This window comes from Corynebacterium pilbarense, assembly GCF_026930265.1.
In the GTDB taxonomy this organism is placed as follows: domain Bacteria; phylum Actinomycetota; class Actinomycetes; order Mycobacteriales; family Mycobacteriaceae; genus Corynebacterium; species Corynebacterium pilbarense.
Window position 1 is genome coordinate 1 of sequence record NZ_JANRML010000014.1, and the last position, 13571, is coordinate 13571.

At 67.1% G+C, this 13571-nt stretch carries 15 protein-coding genes; 10 read left to right on the forward strand and 5 right to left on the reverse strand.

The genetic code is table 11. The features are described from left to right. Window positions 1-191 precede the first annotated feature (191 nt). The 3 genes from NUW87_RS09520 to NUW87_RS09530 all read right to left on the reverse strand — a co-directional run bounded on the left by NUW87_RS09520 (window position 192) and on the right by NUW87_RS09530 (window position 3030). Window positions 192-497: a hypothetical protein gene (locus NUW87_RS09520; RefSeq protein WP_239218551.1), complete on the reverse strand. Its 306-nt coding sequence runs from the start codon at window positions 495-497 to the stop codon at window positions 192-194. Window positions 498-613: 116 nt separating this feature from the next. Beyond that, window positions 614-1273: a TIGR03089 family protein gene (locus NUW87_RS09525; RefSeq protein ID WP_269028259.1), complete on the reverse strand. Its 660-nt coding sequence runs from the start codon at window positions 1271-1273 to the stop codon at window positions 614-616. A 149-nt stretch (window positions 1274-1422) separates the two neighbouring features. After that, window positions 1423-3030 carry an LCP family protein gene (locus NUW87_RS09530; RefSeq protein ID WP_269028260.1) on the reverse strand — a complete coding sequence of 536 codons (1608 nt, stop codon included), beginning with the start codon at window positions 3028-3030 and terminating at the stop codon, window positions 1423-1425. Window positions 3031-3126: 96 nt separating this feature from the next. Here NUW87_RS09530 and NUW87_RS09535 point away from each other — a divergent pair, with 96 nt between their 5' ends. The 3 genes from NUW87_RS09535 (at window position 3127) to NUW87_RS09545 (ending at window position 5791) form a co-directional block, all read left to right on the forward strand. Then, the gene (locus NUW87_RS09535; protein WP_269028261.1) at window positions 3127-4059 is read left to right on the forward strand and encodes a glycosyltransferase family 2 protein; all 933 of its coding nucleotides are present in this window, start codon (window positions 3127-3129) and stop codon (window positions 4057-4059) included. Between the two features lie 36 nt (window positions 4060-4095). Beyond that, window positions 4096-5214, forward strand: coding sequence for a mannose-1-phosphate guanylyltransferase (gene manB, locus NUW87_RS09540; protein WP_269028262.1), 1119 nt, complete (start codon window positions 4096-4098; stop codon window positions 5212-5214). 328 nt (window positions 5215-5542) lie between these two features. After that, complete coding sequence (locus NUW87_RS09545) at window positions 5543-5791, forward strand: WhiB family transcriptional regulator (RefSeq protein WP_172796738.1); 249 nt, start codon at window positions 5543-5545, stop codon at window positions 5789-5791. A 4-nt stretch (window positions 5792-5795) separates the two neighbouring features. Here the strand turns inward: NUW87_RS09545 and NUW87_RS09550 are convergent, their stop codons facing one another. Further along, window positions 5796-6269, reverse strand: a complete 474-nt coding sequence (locus NUW87_RS09550) for a metallopeptidase family protein (RefSeq protein ID WP_239218541.1) — start codon at window positions 6267-6269, stop codon at window positions 5796-5798. A 93-nt stretch (window positions 6270-6362) separates the two neighbouring features. Here NUW87_RS09550 and NUW87_RS09555 point away from each other — a divergent pair, with 93 nt between their 5' ends. Genes NUW87_RS09555 through manA form a run of 4 tightly spaced genes read left to right on the forward strand, consistent with a single transcriptional unit; the run spans window position 6363 to window position 10474 of the window. Further along, window positions 6363-6827, forward strand: coding sequence for a DUF3499 domain-containing protein (locus tag NUW87_RS09555; protein ID WP_269028263.1), 465 nt, complete (start codon window positions 6363-6365; stop codon window positions 6825-6827). Window positions 6828-6887: 60 nt separating this feature from the next. Further along, complete coding sequence (locus NUW87_RS09560; protein ID WP_269028264.1) at window positions 6888-8258, forward strand: phosphomannomutase/phosphoglucomutase; 1371 nt, start codon at window positions 6888-6890, stop codon at window positions 8256-8258. A gap of 25 nt (window positions 8259-8283) precedes the next feature. Beyond that, window positions 8284-9282 carry a hypothetical protein gene (locus NUW87_RS09565; RefSeq protein ID WP_269028265.1) on the forward strand — a complete coding sequence of 333 codons (999 nt, stop codon included), beginning with the start codon at window positions 8284-8286 and terminating at the stop codon, window positions 9280-9282. A 10-nt stretch (window positions 9283-9292) separates the two neighbouring features. Continuing rightward, window positions 9293-10474, forward strand: coding sequence for a mannose-6-phosphate isomerase, class I (gene manA, locus NUW87_RS09570; RefSeq protein WP_239218534.1), 1182 nt, complete (start codon window positions 9293-9295; stop codon window positions 10472-10474). A 29-nt stretch (window positions 10475-10503) separates the two neighbouring features. Here the strand turns inward: manA and NUW87_RS09575 are convergent, their stop codons facing one another. Further along, on the reverse strand, window positions 10504-11625 hold the full coding sequence (locus NUW87_RS09575; RefSeq protein ID WP_269028267.1) for a hypothetical protein: 1122 nt from the start codon (window positions 11623-11625) through the stop codon (window positions 10504-10506). 224 nt (window positions 11626-11849) lie between these two features. On the opposite strand from NUW87_RS09575, the gene NUW87_RS09580 reads away from it, so the two are divergent. Genes NUW87_RS09580 through mtrA form a run of 3 tightly spaced genes read left to right on the forward strand, consistent with a single transcriptional unit; the run spans window position 11850 to window position 13548 of the window. After that, complete coding sequence (locus NUW87_RS09580) at window positions 11850-12200, forward strand: hypothetical protein (protein ID WP_269028268.1); 351 nt, start codon at window positions 11850-11852, stop codon at window positions 12198-12200. 4 nt (window positions 12201-12204) lie between these two features. Then, window positions 12205-12813: a dTMP kinase gene (locus NUW87_RS09585; protein ID WP_269028269.1), complete on the forward strand. Its 609-nt coding sequence runs from the start codon at window positions 12205-12207 to the stop codon at window positions 12811-12813. A 51-nt stretch (window positions 12814-12864) separates the two neighbouring features. Next, window positions 12865-13548, forward strand: a complete 684-nt coding sequence (mtrA, locus tag NUW87_RS09590; RefSeq protein WP_063938587.1) for an MtrAB system response regulator MtrA — start codon at window positions 12865-12867, stop codon at window positions 13546-13548. Window positions 13549-13571 lie beyond the last annotated feature (23 nt).

Genomic DNA, 13571 nt, shown 5'->3' on the forward strand with positions numbered 1-13571 from the left:
GCCACACCGGCATCACGCGCAATCTCGCCGACATCATCGCCTGCAACAAGCCGCGCCACAGACGCAGCCTTCACATCCTTCGGAGTCCAACGACCCGCCACAACAACCTCCAAGTCGAGGTGGCGCATTCACCCACTGACAACTCCCCGGGCTCCCAGGGTTTGGCTCCCAGGGGTTGTGTGACCGAGAGGCTATTTCTGCAGGCCCGGCAGGTTCAGCCCCAGGTGCGGGCCAGCGAAGTACAGGCCCGCGGCGCCGATGCTGGCCACGATGGTGATGATGCCGGCGAGCAGGCCCGCGAAGCGCTTGGCGTTGTCGATCTCGTCCTGGGTGTACTCGGAGCTGCCCGGGCCGCTGGACTGCGTGCCCTGACCAGCCTGGTCGGCGGCGGTGCCTGTGGCCTGGTCCGCACCGGCGGCCACCGGTGCGCCGCCTGCGACGAGGGCGACGGCCAGTGCGGGGGCGATGGCGCGGCGGGAGATGGAGCTGGTGAGCATGGGCGGTCCCTTCATTGGCGTGAGCACGGGTATATCCGCCACAGAATAACCGACTGAGTCGGTTCGACCCGCGAGGCCCCCGCGACGACCCGCGACGACCCGCGACGACCCGGGCGTTACTGCCCGTCGATGAAGCGGGTGACCTTCTCCGCCTCGGCGATCTCCTGCAGCCGCTCGGCGGAGACCAGCCCGGTGACCACGACGACGGAGCCGCCGGCTGCGATGGGGCCGAGCACGTTCGCGGCGAACTCATCGGTGGTGTGCCAGTCCTGCACCAGGTAGCGCTGCGCATCGATGCCGGGCACGGTGAACTCGCTCAGCGCAGGCGAGGTGCCGAAGTAGTCGTCGCCGTAGAAGCGCACGGTGGGGCCGAAGTCCACAGTGCCTACGGGAAGCTCGCCGCCAGCTTCCACCACGCCGCGGCCGAACGGGTCGTCGGAGACCACCACGCAATCGGGCACCTCGCTCCACCGCGCGGCGCCGTCCAGGGTGGTGAAGATGAGGTCGGGGGAGGGAGCACCGGAGGCGTCGATAAGCGGGGTGCGCGAGGAGTTGTACGCGCCGATCGCGATGACCGCCGCTTGCCACGACACCGGCAGATCAATGGCGACCTCGTCGCCGGCGTCGAACTCCTCGTCGAGCATGTTGGCGACCTTGCTGGCCCAGTTGTCCAGCGTCTGCGCTGAAAAATCCATGCGCACGCCGCGCGAGTCGTCGTAGACGGTCAGGCGCGGCGACGACGGGTCGGTCTGCATCAGCGGTGCGAACATGCTCATGCCCGCCCATCGTAAGGGGCAATTGCTTTACGACGCCAGCATGATCGACGCGCCCGGCCCCAACGGCAAGTCGAACCAGCCAGAACAGCCAGAACACCACCGTGAACACGATCAGGGTGCCGATGCCGGCCTAGGTGTCGGGGGCGGTGTTAGTTCACGCAGCGCGGGCTGTCGCCGTCGGCGGTGATCTCGGGGGCGATCTCGGTGGCGCCAAAGTCCTCGCCAGGGGTGCCCACCGGCGCCTCCTGCTGCGCTTCCTCCGCGGTCATCACGCCCGGTCCGGCGTAATCCTCGGCCACGACGGCCACCATCGTGCCCGGCTCGAGCGAGGCGTTGGCCACCACCGGCACACCGCCGAGGATGCGGGCGAGCTCCTGCGCGGCGGGATCGTTGGCGTCGGGCGCCACCACCTGGCTCTGGTAGTACAGGCCCTCCATGGCGTTGGCCACCTCGGAGACCTGGACGCCCTGGCTGGATAGCTCCTCGCCGACGCGGCCGGCCTGGCCCGGCACAGCTCCGGCGTTGAGCACGATGACGTCCTGGTTGCCGAGCATCGTGGAATCTGCGGCGGGGGAGTCTGAAGCGTCGGTGTCGTTTTCCGGGCTGTTTTCCTGGTCGTCCTCCTGCGCGGGCTTGACCGAGTCCTCCATGAACTGGTGCACCTGGGACACGTCGACGGTGATGATGGACTCGCCGTAGTCGCCGACGCCGTTGACGGACGTGACCGGGATCGTGGTGAACGTGACATTGTCGCCGGCCAGGCCGGAGAGCTGCTGCGCGAAGCGGACCACATCCCAGTCCTTGTCCAGCGTGACGGAGCGCTCCGCGGCGTTGGCGAGTTCGCGCAGGCGCGCCGGGTTGGTCAAGGTGCCCGCGGAGAGCATGTTGCGCACCAGCGACGCCATGAAGGTCTGCTGGCGGACAATGCGGTCGAGGTCGCCGCGGGGCAGGTCGTGGCGCTGACGCACAAAGGACAACGCCTGGGTTCCATTGAGCGTTTGGACGCCGGCGGGGAAGTGGGCGCCGGACAAAGGCTCGTCCACCGCATTGTTCAGGCACACGGTCACGCCGCCCACGGCATCCGTGAGTAGGACGAAACCGAGCAGCCCCACCTGCGCGAAGTGGTCGACCTCTACGCCGGTGAGGTTGGCCACTGCGTCGATGAGCCCCTCTTGGCCGGCGCGGGCAACCCGCTGCTCCAGCTCCGGGCCCTCGGACATCCCGTCCTCTTCGACCAGCTCTTCGCGCTTGTCGGCGGCGTAGGCGCCGTAGACACCGTTGATCTTGAGGTTGCCGTAGGTGGTGTCGTGGATGTAGGTGTCGCGGGGGATCGACACGGCGGTCGCCTTGGAGCCGTCCTCCGGGATGCGGACCACCATGATGGTGTCGGTGTTGATCTCACCGTCGGCTACGCCGGCGTTGAGGCGGGCGAGCTCGTCCTCGCTTAAGGGGTTGCCCTGGGCGTCCGTGCGCGAGTCGGAGCCGACGAGCAGGATGTCCACCGCGCCGTCGAGCGCCGCGTCGTCCTTATTGCCTTTGCCCTTGGATTTGCTCTGGGAGCTGACGTCGAGCTCCGAGGCGGAAAGCTGCCCGCCCAAGCGGCCGACGGCGAAGTAGCCGACGCCGGACAGGGTGATCGCCAGGGCAGAGACCACTGCAAGGACCCCTTTGACCACGGGGTGTCCGGATTGGGACACGTCTCGCGCTCGCGATGGTGCCGCCTGAATGTCGCGGGCACGCCGGTTGGGGTCAGTCACGCGGGGAAGTATACGACATCCCCTCTCGAATCCCTGCTGCAGTGCCTGTGCCGTACACCAATTTCGGCCCCACCGGTGGGTATGATTCCAGCCATTGTGAATGCAGACTTTCTCCATATACCTGAGGCAGCGGCGGGCGGTCCGCCGCTTGCGGTGATTACGGTGACGTACTCGCCGGGCGAGCATTTGTCGCACCTGATTGCCTCGCTCGACGCAGCGACGCGCGGCAAGGTGTACTTGGTCTGCGCGGATAACGGCTCCACCGACGGCTCGCCGCAGCGCGCGGCCGCCGAGCACGAGCATGTGGAGTTTCTGCCCACCGGGGGAAATATCGGATACGGGGCGGCGATTAATGTCGCGGCCGCGTCGCTGAGGAAGCGTCGAGAAGCAAATGCAATCCGAAGCGACTACTTCCTCATCGTCAACCCCGACGTTGAGTTTGGCCCGGGCAGCATCGACGAGCTGATCCGCTGCATCGACGCCGCGCCGCAGGCGGGGGCGGCGGGCCCGCGCATTGAGGAAGCGGACGGCTCCGCGTACCCCAGCGCGCGCGAGGTGCCAGGACTTGCAACGGGAATCGGGCATGCATTGCTTTACGACGTCTGGCCGAGCAACCCCTTTTCCCGCGCCTACAAAGCAGACGCGAACATGCACGTCCAGCGCACCGCAGGGTGGCTCTCCGGCGCGTGCCTGCTGGTGCGGTGGGATGCTTTCGATGCCATCGGCGGCTTCGACGAGCGCTACTTCATGTACCTGGAAGACATCGACTTCGGCGACAGGCTTTCGCGCGCCGGGTGGGATAACTTGTACTGCCCGTCGTCGGTGATCTTGCACGATCAGGGCCATGTGGCGGGCAAGTTCCGCAAGGTCACGGTGCCCGCGCACCACGGCTCGGCCTACCGCTTCCAGCGCGATAGGCACCCGCACCCGTGGCAGGCCCCGCTGCGTTGGGCGCTGTGGCTCGGGTTGAAAGTCCGCGGGGCGTTCCAGCTTGGGCTGCGCAAGCCGAGCCGGTGCAACAAAACTTAGAGAGAACTCCAGTAGGCAGGAAGAAAAGGACGAGCAATGGCGACTTCGGAGCACATCGGCGCCGCACAGGCGGCCGACGGGGCAGTGGCAGAGATGGATGCGGTGATCCTGGTGGGTGGGCGCGGCACGCGCCTGCGCCCGCTGACAGTGTCGACACCGAAGCCAATGCTGCCCACCGCGGGGTATCCATTCCTGGCGCACCTGTTGGCCCGGATCAAGGCCGCCGGTATGCACCACGTTGTGCTGGGCACGTCGTATAAGGCTGAGGTGTTCGAGGAGTACTTCGGCGACGGCTCTGATTTCGGCCTGGAAATCGAGTACGTGGTGGAGGAGGAAGCCCTCGGCACTGGCGGCGGCATCCGCAACGTTTTGGACAAGCTGCGCTACGACAACGCCATGGTGTTCAACGGCGATGTCCTCTCCGGCGCGGACCTGTCCGCCATCGCCTCCACCCACGTTGACAAGGACGCGGATGTCACGCTGCACCTGGTGCGTGTGCCGGATCCGCGCGCGTTCGGCTCGGTGCCGACGGACGAGGACGGCAACGTGCTGGCGTTTTTGGAGAAGACGGAGGATCCGCCGACCGACCAGATCAACGCCGGCTGCTACGTGTTCAAGCGCTCCGTGATCGAGCAGATCCCGGCCGACCGCGTGGTGTCGGTGGAGCGCGAGACCTTCCCGGGCCTGTTGTCTTCCGGCGCGAAGGTGGTTGGGCACGTGGATTCGTCCTACTGGCGCGACATGGGCCGCCCGGACGATTTCGTCCAGGGGTCCTCGGATGTGGTGCGCGGCATCGCGTACTCGCCGTTGCTGGAGGGGCGCACGGGCGAGTCGCTTGTGGACGACTCCGCTGGCGTCGCGCACGGCGTCATCCTCATGGGCGGCACCGCTGTGGGCCGCGGCTGCGAGATCGGCGCTGGCTCGCGCGTGGACGATTCGGTGATCTTCGACGGCGTGACCATCGAGCCCGGTGCGATGGTGCGTAACTCCATTATCGCGGCAGGTGCGACGATCGGCGCGAACGCGCGTGTCACGGACTGCGTGATTGGCGACGGCGCTCGGATCGGGGCGCGGTGCGAGCTGCAGGCGGGCATGCGCGTGTGGCCGGGCGTGGAAATTCCGGATTCGGGAGTGCGTTTCTCTCCGGACGCGTAAGCGACACGCCAAAACCGGCAAATAGTTGCTCAAATCCCCGGCACTACTAGATGTAGTACCCCCTATGTCCACCCCCATCTTTCCTTGTATGTGACTGGTGTGACTCGTGTGACGGGCGACGTGGGAATTGCGGAGCGCAGGCCGAAAACTGCGGAATTCTGGTTGCGGCTATTTAGTGTCGCGGTGTGTAATCACAACAGTGTTATCCGCAGAACCCGCCAGCCGGGAACTGCGGTCACCACTCTTATACGACCGACAAGCAACTAAGGAAGGTAATGGCGTGGAAAACCAGGCAGACGCCACCCTCCGCGGCGCGGCCGCAGGAGGGATGACCCTCGACGAGTTGTTCGGCGCCGTCGAGCAGGAGTGGCAGGATCAGGCACTGTGTGCCCAGACCGACCCGGAGGCGTTCTTCCCCGAGAAGGGCGGCTCGACCCGTGAGGCGAAGCGAATCTGCAAGGCGTGCGCCGTGCGCGACGAGTGCTTGGAATACGCACTCGAGCACGACGAGCGTTTCGGGATTTGGGGCGGGCTCTCCGACCGTGAGCGCCGCCGCCTGAAAAAGCAGATCAGCTAGGGCCCTACCAGGGGAAGTCTGGGGAGATAGTCCTCGGATCCAAGTTGAGGTAATTGGCCACAAGAGCGGTCAGAACCCAAGTGAGGAGTTCTGACCGCTCTTGTGCTGTCGAGGTGCGGTGCTCGATGGGCATGCGAAACACCACGAAGCGCGCGCGTGTGGGGTTGCCCTGCCTGTCTACGCCCGCCTGCAAGACACGGCCGAGCGGCACTGGGCCGTCGGCGATGATCTCGTCCGGCAGCACCGTCATGTCAGGGCTCAACCGCATCCGCGGAATGGTGTCGACGGCGAGGTCGACGCCGGCCAGCTCGCTGAAGTACTGGTTGTGAAGCGGCGCGTATGCGTCGATGACCAGTTGGTCGAATGCGTTGGCGCGGGTGCGGTAGCGCGGCACACCGACCGGCAGGATGGGCCCGCGCACGCCCCGGCCGTGGCGGTTGCGGGCCGGTTGCACGTGGGAGGGGCGAGTGGAGCTCATAGCTGGCAATGCTATTTCGCGGCGCAGCAAAGGTGGCGTGGGCGCGCCGCGTTGCACTATCGAAATCTCAATGTGGGGTTTAGACTTGGCGCCGTGAATATCTACCGCCGTTGTTGCCGCCCAGGGTGCGGCCGGCCCGCCGTGGCCACGCTGATCTACGCGTACGCGGATTCGACGGCAGTGGTCGGACCGCTCGCGCCCGCCCCGGACCCGCATGCCTGGGATCTTTGCGAACGTCATTCCGCGCACATCACCGCACCGGTGGGCTGGGAGCTGGTCCGCGTCGAGCACGTCGAGCTCGACGACGATTTGGACGACGAAAACACCGACATCACCGCGCTCGCGGAGGCAGTGCGCGAAGCGGGGCGTGTGACCACCGGGCTGGTGGAAACCGGCCAGGACCCGATCGAGTATTCGGCGGACAAAGACTTCAACAACCCGGACACCTCCAACCACCCGGTGCACCGCACGAAGCGGGTGGAAGAGCAGATCGCTGCGGCCAAGGCGGCGCGGCGCTCCCACCTGCGCATCGTGCCGGACCCGGAGTCTGAGCAGTAGCTGCGGCGGCCAAAGCGGTCTGCGCAGGACCGTGTCGGGGCGCGCGATAAGATACCGCGCATGGCTATTGAGCACACGAAGGAGACGCTGAAGAGCGTTATCAAGGCGTACGACGTCCGCGGCGTCGTTGGCGAGACCATCGACGAGGACTTCGTCCGCACCGCGGGCGCGGCGTTCGCGCACATCCTGCGCGGGGAGGGGGAGACCCGCATCGCGGTCGGCCACGACATGCGACCGTCCTCGCCCGCGCTTGCAGACGCCTTCGCGGAAGGCGCCGCCAGCCAGGGCCTCAACGTGACCCTGCTGGGGCTGACGTCTACCGACGAGCTCTACTTCGTCGCCGGCACGAAGCGCTGCGCCGGCGCGATGTTCACCGCTTCACACAACCCGGCGCAGTACAACGGCATCAAGCTCTGCCGCGCCGGTGCGACCCCGGTGTCCACGGACACCGGCCTGGGCGAGATCGCCCGCATGATCCTCGAGGGTGTGCCGGAGTATGAGGGGGAGCCTGGGGGCGTCGATAAGCATGATGCCCTGGATGAGTACGCCTCCTACCTGCGCGAGCTTGTGCCGGTTCCTGCGCGCCGCAAGCTTGTTGTGGCGGTGGACGCGGCCAACGGCATGGCCGGCATGACGGTGCCGGCGGTGCTGGGGGATATGGACATCCGCCCGCTGTACTTCGAGCTCGACGGCACCTTCCCCAACCACGAAGCGAACCCGCTGGACCCGAAGAACCTGGTTGACCTGCAGAAGTTCACCGTGGAACAGGGAGCAGACATCGGCCTCGCCTTCGACGGGGACGCGGACCGCTGCTTTGTGGTGGACGAGCGCGGCGAGGCCGTCTCCCCGTCCGCGATCACCGCGCTGATCGCCACCCGCACGCTTAAGCAGCACCCGGGCGCGACGATCATCCACAACCTGATCACCTCGCGCGCGGTGCCCGAGCTGATTGCGGAGCACGGCGGCAAGGCCGTGCGCACGCGTGTGGGGCACTCCTACATCAAGGCGCAGATGGCGGAGCATTCCGCGCTGTTCGGCGGCGAGCACTCCGCGCACTACTACTTCTCGGAGTTTTTCAACGCCGACTCCGGCCTGGTGGCAGCGCTGCACGTGCTGGCCGCGCTGGCGGAACAGGACGCGCCGCTGAGCGAGATGATGGGCGCCTACGAGCGCTACACCGCCTCCGGCGAGATCAACTCCGAGGTGGCCGACCAGGCCGCTGCCACGCAGCGCGTGGTGGACGCGTTTGCGGACCGCGCGGAATCCGTGGACACCCTCGACGGCGTCACCGTGCAGCTCAAAGACTCCAAGGCGTGGTTCAACGTGCGCGCCTCCAACACCGAGCCGCTGCTGCGCCTGAACGCCGAGGCGCCGACCCGCGACGAGGTGGACGCGCTGACCGAGGAAATCCTCGGCATCATCCGCGCTTGAGGTTCCCCGCGTACGCTCGCGGGGTATGAGCGGATTTTCCAGGGAAGACGCCCTGTTTTTCGACATCGCCCACGAGGGCGCCCAGCTCCGTGCCGTGGGCCAGGCGGCGCACCTGCTCGAAGGCCTGCGCGGACTGCAACCCCGCAGCGTGGTCGTGCTGGCCACCGACCAGGTCGCGGCGGCCGCGGCGCGAGCGGTGGCAACCTTTGCCGCCCCGCTTGAGGTGCCGGTGGTGGTTGTGGACGTGCTGCCGGCGTACGTCGGGGCACTCGATGTCGTGGTGGTTGTGGGCGACAACGCCGGACGCGAGAAGGACCTGCGCGGTTTGATCACCGCGGCGGACCGCGGCGCAGAGACCATCCTCGCCGGTCCGAATCAGGGGCCCTTGCTTGAAGACGCACCACAGGCCACCACCGTCATTCCCGCCCTGCCCGACACTGCTGGCGCCTCCCCGCTGCGTACCTGCGCCGTCGTGGGTGCGGTGCTGCTGGCGCTGCGCCAGCCGGCCGAGGTGGCGGCGGAGCGCTTCGAGCTGCTGGCGTCTGAAGTGGACGCGGAGCTGGAATCTGTCTCGCCGCGGCGCGACGTGGCGGTCAACGCCGCGCGCAAACTGCGGTCCCGGGTTGACGGCGCGCGGGTGCTGCACACCGGATTCGGTGTGGCAGGCAGTGCGGTGGCGGAGCTCGTCGCGGCGCTGTGGTCCACACACGGCATCCCCGCGTCCTTTGTGGACCACCACGAGCTTCCCTTTGCCGTCGAGCGTGCTCAGGAGGGTAATTCCGCCTCCGCCGCGGACGATATCTTCCACGACCCCTACCTCGACGGACCCGCGAAGCTGGTAGGTTTAACAACCGTTGTTTGGACGTGCGAGGCCACCGATCCGGTGGCCCCGGCAGGCAGCCAGATGGAATCTGTGGAGACTGAAGCGGATGATCTGGCGGCCCGCGCGGCACGCCTGGTTGCCCGGGCCTACGCGGTAACGGCGCTTGCTGCCGAGGCCGATGCCGCCGCCACGGAGGAGTAGAAGGAGAACCATGGAGCACCTCGAAGGAGCTCTGCGCCCCTACCCCTGGGGCTCTCACACGTTGATCGCCCAGCTGCGCGGCGAGCCTTCGCCGAGCCCGCAGCCGCAGGCGGAACTCTGGTTTGGTGCCCACCCGGCCGCCCCGGCGACGGTGAACGGGCAAGGCCTGGACGAAACCATTGCCGCCGACCCGGCCGCCGCGCTGGGCAAAAGGGTCACAGAAGCGCACGGCGACCAGTTGCCGTTTCTGGTCAAGCTGCTCGCCGCGGCCGCGCCCTTGAGCATCCAGGCCCACCCCTCGCTGGAGCAGGCACAGGAAGGCTTTGCGCGCGAAAACGCCGAGGGCATCGCGCTGAACAGCCCGAACCGCAACTACAAGGACCCGAACCACAAGCCCGAGCTCATTGTCGCGCTGACCGAGTTCCGCGCGTTGGCCGGGTTCCGTCCGGTTCCGGACACCGCCGCGTTTTTTGCCGAGCTCGGCAGCGCGGAGCTGGACCGCTACGCCACCTTGTTGCCCACGGACGGCGAGGGCGACCTGCGCGCGTTGTTTACCACCCTGATCTCGCTGCCGCACCAGCCGCGGGTGGAGTTGATCGAATCGGTGCAGCGCGCGGCTGAGCAGCTCGCTGAGAAACGCACTGCCCCTGCCTGGATGGTGGAAGCCGCGGAGGTCTACCTCGAGCTCAACCAGGCCTACCCGGGCGACGTGGGCGTGTTGGCGGCGTTGCTGCTGAACGTGCTCACGCTCGCGCCCGGTGAGGCGGCGTTTTTGCGTGCCGGCCAGCTTCACGCCTACCTGTCGGGGCTGGGCGTGGAGGTCATGGCCAACTCCGACAACGTGCTGCGCGGAGGGCTGACCACCAAGCACGTGGACGTGCCGGAGCTGGTGAAGGTGCTGGACTTCAGCACCTTGGAAAACCCGCGGGCGGAGGCGGCCCCGTCGCACGGCGGCGTGGAGTTCCAGCTTCCGGTGGACAGTTTCGCGGTGCGCGTGCATTCGCTTGCCGACGGCGAAACGTTGGCCATCGACGAAGACGGCCCAGCGATTGTGCTGTGCACCTCCGGCGAGGTGCGCGGCGCCGACGGGTTTGTGCTGTCCCAGGGCAACGGAGCTTGGGCGCCGGCGAGCGAAGGAGAAGTGGAGCTGATCGCCGAGGGCGCGGCCCAGGTGTTTGTGGCTACGGCCTAGCGGCTACGCGGCCGTGAGCGCTGCATGGTTTAACGGCCGGTGATCTTGTCCAACACGCCGCGGGCCGTCATGCCTTCATCTTCCTTCGGGTAGCCCGCAACGTCTTCCTTGCCCGCCACACGGGTCGGCGCCGCGGGCTCCTCCGCAGCGGTGACCTCCGGGGGCACCTGCGATGCGGAAGCGGAGTCGGCGTTGTCGGTGATTTCGGCGCCCGCGGACGGCTGTGCTGCCGCGCCTGCGCCTTCAAGCCGCGTCTTTGGTGCCGCGCTCTGCTGCGAATCTTGCGTGTGAGAAGGCTCTTGTTCTGTCGGCTCTCCTACCTGGACGCCGGCCGCGCCGCCCGCGTTGCCCGAGCCGCCCATATCGTCGGGGCCGTGCGACGGGCCGGAGCCGTGACCAGGCTGCGGCGTCTGCTCGGACTCGTCGGACGCTTCAGTGGTCTGCGGCTGTTCCGGCTGCTTCGACGGCTCCTGTGCCGGGGTGCGCGTCGGCTCGGTGGCCTCCGACGGCTGCACTTCAGACCCGCCAGGTGCCGGCGTAGCAGGGGTGCTCGTCTGTGCGGCGCTGCTCTCGCCCGGCTCGCCCGGCTCGCGCGGCGGGGTGCTGGCCGGCGTCTGCTGGGAGGAAGTGCGCGTGCTGGTCTGTGCGCCCGCCGGGGTTGGCTCTGCCGCCGGGTTGGCGTTCTGCGGCGCTGCCTGCGGACGGGCAGGGGAGGGCACGATGTTGGACGGGCGGTACACGCGGGACGGCTGCCCCGACTCCGGTGCCGGAGCAACCACGGCGTGCGGCGGCAGGTACGGGTCCTGTGCCGCGTTGTAGCCGGTGGGCACGGCAGCGCCGGCGCGTCCTTCGTCGGAATTGGCTCGGCCGGAAGCGCCCGCGCCGAGGTTGGCGTTGCGTCCGTTGTTGGCGGCGCTTGCAGAGCTGCGCACGGTCCGGGTGTGTGTCTGGTTCTCCGTCACCGTTTCCGTGGTCGGGCTCGATGTGGTGGGCGTGGCGCTGGTGCCGGTGGTGCCAGCGGCTTCCGCGGTGAAACCGGCGCGGTTGTTCTGCCCGGGCGAGGAGGTGGCCCACACGGTGAACCCGACGAGGGCAGCAAGGAGTGCACCAGCGCCGATGAAAACGGCTACCCGGCGTGCGGTCCCTTCCACGGTGGCTCCTCCCGCGGGGCGCTTCGGCCCCGCGTCTGAGTTACAAATTGGTAACGTTTTGCGTTGTAGCACTGTTTATAGCACGTGGATGGTAAATGCGGAACCCCTGCGCGGCGAGTCGTTGCGCGTTTGGCTGCCCCGGGGGCGCGTTTTGCCGTATACAGATGGGTGTAACGCAACGCGCGGGCGCCCGCTCGCGCACCATCTTTGGAAGGAGCGCCGCAGTGAGCACTTGGGACGAGCAGATTTTCACGGTCGATGCCAACACCGACTTCCTGGACGAGCTGGTCGATCTTGACTTCGACGAGGTTTTCGAGGCGGTCCGTGACGCGGTCCTCCTCGCCGCGAAGCAGGATCCGAGCGAAGATGAGCTCCTTAACGGCCAGGCCGCGGCCACGATCGCCGCGATTTGGGCGGGTGCGCCATTTTCTGCCGGTGAGATCGCTGAGGCTTACCCGTTTATCCGTATGCGTCCGGACGAGATGGACGAGCAGCTGGTTGAGTCCGCGGCCGCCGTGCTCGAGGAGGCGGACACCGAGCAGGATCTGGAGCAGTTCCTCGAGGCGCTGGCGTAACTGCATGATTGTCGCTGTTGAAGGCATAGATGGTGCCGGCAAAAACACGCTTGTCACCGCGCTGAAAGAGCGCTTCGGCGCTGAGACCTTGGCGTTTCCTCGCTATGAGACGTCCGTGCACGCCCAGCTGGCGCAGGACGCCCTGCACGGGCGCATGGGCGATCTGACAGATTCCGCGTTCGGTATGGCCACCATGTTCGCGTTGGACAGGCATGGGGCGAAGCAGCTTCTCGACGGCTTCGCTGGCCGACGAGACCGCATCATCATCCTGGACCGCTACGTGGCGTCCAACGCGGCGTACACCAGCGCCCGCACGGGTGACGCGGCTGCGGTGAAGTGGGTGCACGACTTGGAGTTTGAGAAGTTGGGTCTGCCCAAGCCGGATCTGCAGGTTCTGGTGGACACCACCCCGGATGTTGCCCGCGAGCGCGCAGAGGCGCGCGAAGAGCAGGACGCAACGCGCACCCGCGACCGCTACGAGCGCGACGTGGCTCTGCAGGTGGCGACCTTCCAGGCATATTCGGAGCTGGCGGAGCACAACTGGGTGAGCCGGTGGCTTCGCACCGCAGATCCGGCGGTTATCATGCAGGTAGTGAGCGAGCTGACGGAGTAGAAGAGCAGTTCAAGCTCAGCGGCTCAGCGCGAAAAGGATAGAGGAGGACGCATGGCACCGAAGATCCTTGTGGTGGACGACGACCCGGCGATCAACGAGATGCTCACAATCGTGTTGGAGGCCGAAGGTTTCCAAACCAGCTCCGTGACGGACGGTGTTGAGGCGGTGCCTGCTTTCCGCTCGTTCGACCCGGACCTGATCCTTTTGGACCTGATGCTGCCGGGCATGAACGGCATTGACATCTGCCGCGAGATCCGCAAGGAGTCCGCGGTGCCAGTGGTCATGCTCACCGCCAAAACGGACACGGTGGACGTGGTGCTGGGCTTGGAGTCCGGCGCGGACGACTACATCACCAAACCGTTCAAGCCGAAAGAGCTTGTCGCCCGCATCCGCGCGCGCCTGCGCCGCACCGACGAGACCCCGGCAGACGTGTTCGAAGTCGGCGACCTGACCGTGGACGTGCCACAGCACACCGTCACCCGCGGCGACGAGGAAATCCAGCTCACACCTCTGGAGTTCGACCTCCTGGTGGAGATGGCCCGCAAGCCCAACCAGGTGCACTCGCGCGAGGAGCTGCTGGAGTCCGTGTGGGGCTACCGCAACGCCTCCGACACCCGCCTGGTTAACGTGCACGTGCAGCGTCTGCGCTCCAAGATCGAGCACGACCCGGAGAACCCGGAGATTATCCTCACCGTGCGCGGTGTGGGCTACAAAACCGGTAAGTCGGAGGTGTAGCACCTGGACGCCATACGTCGTGC

Excerpts from the sequence above, each read along its gene's own strand:
- NUW87_RS09525 (WP_269028259.1), bottom strand. The coding sequence starts at position 1,273 with ATGAGCATGTTCGCACCGCTGATGCAGACCGACCCGTCGTCGCCGCGC.
- manA (WP_239218534.1), top strand. The coding sequence starts at position 9,293 with ATGGAGCACCTCGAAGGAGCTCTGCGCCCCTACCCCTGGGGCTCTCAC.
- NUW87_RS09550 (WP_239218541.1), bottom strand. The coding sequence starts at position 6,269 with ATGAGCTCCACTCGCCCCTCCCACGTGCAACCGGCCCGCAACCGCCAC.
- mtrA (WP_063938587.1), top strand. The coding sequence starts at position 12,865 with ATGGCACCGAAGATCCTTGTGGTGGACGACGACCCGGCGATCAACGAG.
- NUW87_RS09520 (WP_239218551.1), bottom strand. The coding sequence starts at position 497 with ATGCTCACCAGCTCCATCTCCCGCCGCGCCATCGCCCCCGCACTGGCC.
- manB (WP_269028262.1), top strand. The coding sequence starts at position 4,096 with ATGGCGACTTCGGAGCACATCGGCGCCGCACAGGCGGCCGACGGGGCA.
- NUW87_RS09565 (WP_269028265.1), top strand. The coding sequence starts at position 8,284 with ATGAGCGGATTTTCCAGGGAAGACGCCCTGTTTTTCGACATCGCCCAC.
- NUW87_RS09560 (WP_269028264.1), top strand. The coding sequence starts at position 6,888 with ATGGCTATTGAGCACACGAAGGAGACGCTGAAGAGCGTTATCAAGGCG.
- NUW87_RS09545 (WP_172796738.1), top strand. The coding sequence starts at position 5,543 with ATGACCCTCGACGAGTTGTTCGGCGCCGTCGAGCAGGAGTGGCAGGAT.
- NUW87_RS09585 (WP_269028269.1), top strand. The coding sequence starts at position 12,205 with ATGATTGTCGCTGTTGAAGGCATAGATGGTGCCGGCAAAAACACGCTT.